We start from the raw sequence: 4,360 nt of genomic DNA, 5'->3' as shown, positions 1-4,360 counted from the left end.
TCCTTGGCGAAGACCTCGGCACCGTGCCGGACGGCCTGCGGGAAAAACTCATCGCCCGTTCGATACTCGGCATGCGGGTGTTGCTGTTCGAGCAGGACAACACGCACTTCAAGCCCATCCTCGACTGGCCGGACAATGCCCTGGCGACCACCAGCACCCATGACCTGCCCACCCTCAACGGCTGGTGGCATGGCCGCGATATCGACTGGAACGCCCGGCTCGGCATGGTCGATGCCAGCGCTGAAATCGAATGGCGCCAGCACCGCGAGCGCGAGCGTGAGGGCCTGCGCCGGGCGTTGAGCCAGGACCCGCAGAACTTCCGCGAAGAGTCCCACGAAACCGACCAGGTGCTCGATGCCAGCGTGCGCTTCCTCGGCCATACCCGCTCGCCGCTGGTGTTGCTGCCACTGGAAGATGCCCTTGGCGTGGAACAACAGGCCAATCTGCCGGGCACTATCGATACTCACCCGAACTGGTCGCGACGCTTGCCCGGATACAGTGAGGCCCTGCTCGATGGAGCGGATGCCGCGCGGCGTCTGGAACTGCTCGCCTGTGCGCGACTGCAGGCGGCCGAGCGTGATCGATGACTCAAGTGCCGACCCGACCACTGCGCGCCACGTTGCGCCTGCAATTTCATAAAGGCTTCACGCTGGAAGACGCGGTGCCACTGGTGCCGTACTTCGCCCGTCTCGGCATCAGCCATGTCTACGCCTCCCCGCTGTTGCGCGCGCGCGCCGGGTCGACGCACGGCTACGACGTGGTGGACCCGACAAGGGTCAATCCTGAGCTGGGCGGCGAAGCGGCGCTGCGCAGCCTGGTCGGTGCCCTGCACGGGCACAACATGGGGTTGATCCTCGATATCGTCTCCAACCACATGGCGGTCGGCGGCAGTGATAATCCCTGGTGGCTGGATTTGCTGGAGTGGGGGCGCCTGAGCCCCTACGGCGAATTTTTCGACATCCAGTGGCACTCGCCCGACCCGTTGATGGAGGGCCAGTTACTCCTGCCGTTTCTGGGCAGCGACTATGGCGTCGCGTTGCAGGACGGCACCCTGCCCCTGCGCTTCGATGCCTGGCACGGAAGCTTTCATGTCGAGTACTACGAACACCGTTTTCCCATTTGCCCCTGGGATTACGGCGAGCTGCTCAAGGTCGATGCGCCGCTCGATACGCAACAGGCCGAACAACTCAAATCCCTGGCCGATCGCTTCAGCACCCTGAGCTACCAGACCGATGCCCACAGCCTGGCGCTACCGCTGAAAGCAGAACTGCGCGACCTGACCGGCGATCCGGCCATTGCCCAAGCCATTGACCAGCACCTGAAAAACTACGACTCAGTGACCCGCGAGGGCTTGCAGCGCCTGCACAACCTGCTGGAGCGGCAGAGCTATCGCCTGGCCAGTTGGCGCACCGCCGCCGACGACATCAACTGGCGGCGCTTCTTTGATATCAATGAACTCGGTGGACTGCGCGTCGAGCGTCCCGCCGTGTTCGAAGCCACCCATGCGAAGATCTTCCAACTGGTGGCTGAAGGGCTGATCGACGGGTTGCGCATCGACCATATCGACGGCCTTGCCGACCCGCGGGGCTACTGCCGAAAACTGCGCCGTCGGGTCGACAGCCTGTCCGCGGGGCGCCACCTGCCCATCTATGTCGAAAAGATCCTCGGCGCAGGTGAAAGCCTGCCTCGTGACTGGTCGGTGGATGGCACCACTGGTTACGAATTCATGAACCAGTTGTCACTGCTGCAAACCGACCCCAGGGGTGCGCAGGCGCTGGCCGAGCGCTGGAAGCGTCACAGCGAGCGGACCGCCGACTTCTCCCAGGAAGCACAACTGGCCCGTCAGCAAATCCTCAATGGCTCCCTCGCCGGGGATTTCGAAAGCGTTGCCCAGGCCTTGCTGCAAGTGGCCCGGGACAATCTCATGACCCGCGACCTGACCCTTGGCGCCATTCGCCGGGCCTTGCAGGCGTTGATCGTGCATTTCCCGGTGTACCGCACCTACATCGGCCCCCTTGGCCGGTCAGCCCAGGACGAGGTGTTTTTCCAGCAGGCCATGGCCGGTGCCCGGCAAACCCTGGGCGAAGCAGACTGGCCGGTGCTCGACTGCCTGGCCGGCTGGCTCGGCGGTGAACCCTGGCGGCAGCGCCCGGCCGGTCGCCAGCGCAAACGCCTCAAGCACGCCTGCGTACGCTTCCAGCAACTGACTTCGCCGGCCGCGGCGAAAGCGGTCGAAGACACCGCGCTCTATCGGTCGGCGGTCCTGCTCTCGCGCAACGATGTGGGGTTCAACACCCAGCAGTTCAGTGCGCCGGTTGCCGACTTTCATCAAGCCTGCATCGAGCGTCTCGACGCCTTCCCGGACAATCTGCTGGCCAGCGCTACCCACGACCACAAGCGCGGGGAAGATTCACGGGCGCGGCTGGCGGTATTGAGCGAGCGCAGCGACTGGTACGCCGACCAGATCGGTCTGTGGCGCACCCTCGCCCGGCCACTGCGCAGTGACGATCAAGTGCCTTCGGCGGGCGATGAATTGATTCTGTACCAGACAATTCTCGGCAGTTGGCCTCTGCAATTGCGTTTCGATAATCCGCTCGCGCTCGAAGACTACGCAAAACGCCTGAGGCAATGGCAACGCAAGGCCCTGCGCGAAGCCAAACTGCAAAGCAGCTGGAGCGCGCCCAATGACACTTGTGAGCAAGCGAGCGAGGACTTCATCCAGCGCCTGTTGCTCAGCCCCGAAGGTGAGCTGTTGCGTACGGCCCTCGCCAAGGCTGCCCGTTCGATTGCCGTGCCCGGTGCACTCAACGGTTTGGCGCAAACCTTGCTGCGCATGACCGTACCCGGCGTGCCGGATCTGTATCAGGGTAACGATTTCTGGGACTTCAGCCTGGTCGATCCGGACAACCGCCGCCCGGTGGATTACACCAGCCGCCAGCAGGCGCTRCAGCAAGCGGTGGACCTGCCGGACTTGTTGCTGAACTGGCGTGACGGGCGCATCAAGCAGGCCTTGATTGCGCGCACCCTGGGTTTGCGTGCCGAGCATGCCGAGCTGTTTCGGCGTGGCACTTACCAGGCCCTGGAAGTGGTGGGCAGCGAGGCCCATCGAGTGCTGGGTTTTGTCCGTGAACGGGAGGGAACACGCGCCATCGTGATTGTGCCGATACGTTGTGCCGAGCTGCTGGAAAACGGTGCCGAACCACAGGTCAACGCGCCGCTGTGGGGCGATACCCGGGTCAAATTGCCGTTCACCGTCCCTGACGAAAATCTGCAGGGACTTTTTTCCGGCGTCGCAGTCACACAACACAGGGAGCTGCTGGTCAGCGCCGCGCTGGGGGATTTCCCGGTCAATCTCTTTATTCAAACTACCCACACTTGAGTTCAGTTCAGGAGCATTGCGATGAGTACCGACGATAAACGCATCCGCGAATTCGCCTATCAGATCTGGGAATCCGAAGGAAAACCCGAGGGCCAGGAAGCCCGCCACTGGGAGATGGCGCGCAAACTGGCAGAAGCCGAAGCCCTGGCACCGAAAAAGTCACCGAAGGCCCCCGCCAGCAAGACAGCGCCGAAGAAAACCGCAGACGCAAAACTCAGCCCGGACAAGACCCTCAATGGCAAGACCGCTGCGCCGAAAGCCAAGGCCAAACCTGCGGCAGCTTCGAAAGTCATTCCGCCCGGAGAAAAGGCAGTCGAGAAAAAGCCCCGGGCTGCGCGAAAACCGCCGGCGGTTTGAGGCGCACGCCGTTTGACCTGATTGAAGGGGTGCCGAGTCCGCTTGCCACGTTGGGTAATGCTCGCCCTGAAAAACTGTGGGAGTACCTATGACCAGTCCGAAGAAAGCCTCAGCGCCAGCCCCGCGTGCCGAAGCCACGCGAATCCGCGAAGGCCTGCCCTTTCCGCTGGGTGCCACCTGGGATGGCCTGGGCGTCAACTTCGCGCTGTTTTCCGCCCACGCCACCAAAGTTGAACTGTGCCTGTTCGACGACACCGGCGAGGTGGAACTCGAACGCATCGAACTGCCCGAATACACCGACGAGATCTATCACGGCTACCTGCCCGACGCCCATCCGGGGTTGATCTACGGCTATCGCGTGTACGGTCCGTACGACCCGGCCAACGGCCATCGCTTCAACCCCAACAAACTGCTGATCGACCCCTACGCCAAACAACTGGTCGGCAAGCTGAAATGGTCCGAAGCGCTGTTCGGCTACACCATCGGCCACCCCGAGGCCGACCTCAGCTTCGATGAACGGGACAGCGCGCCCTTCGTGCCCAAATGCAAGGTCATCGACCCGGCGCACACCTGGGGCCACGATCATCGCGTCAGCGTGCCGTGGGACAAGACAATCATCTATGA

Annotated in this window: 3 protein-coding genes and 1 pseudogene; all 4 read left to right on the top strand. The window is 63.0% G+C overall.

Features of this window, described 5'->3' with window-relative positions; all coding sequences use genetic code 11:
• On the top strand, window positions 1-587 hold a 587-nt coding region (locus ACXRVY_RS18455; protein ID WP_458237934.1), incomplete at its 5' end, for a 4-alpha-glucanotransferase.
• A complete protein-coding gene (locus tag ACXRVY_RS18450) occupies window positions 584-3,379 on the top strand; it encodes a malto-oligosyltrehalose synthase (RefSeq protein ID WP_223462873.1) in 2,796 nt (931 codons plus the stop codon). The genes ACXRVY_RS18455 and ACXRVY_RS18450, both read left to right, overlap by 4 nt.
• A gap of 21 nt (window positions 3,380-3,400) precedes the next feature.
• On the top strand, window positions 3,401-3,736 hold the full coding sequence (locus ACXRVY_RS18445) for a DUF2934 domain-containing protein (protein WP_223462874.1): 336 nt from the start codon (window positions 3,401-3,403) through the stop codon (window positions 3,734-3,736).
• Between the two features lie 88 nt (window positions 3,737-3,824).
• A pseudogene (locus ACXRVY_RS18440) lies at window positions 3,825-4,360 on the top strand (glycogen debranching protein GlgX); the annotation flags it as partial.

The sequence above is a fragment of the Pseudomonas sp. P5_A2_2 genome, from assembly GCF_054177685.1.
The sequence above is the reverse complement of the archived record's forward strand: the minus strand, read 5'-3'. Positions and strand labels throughout refer to the sequence as shown.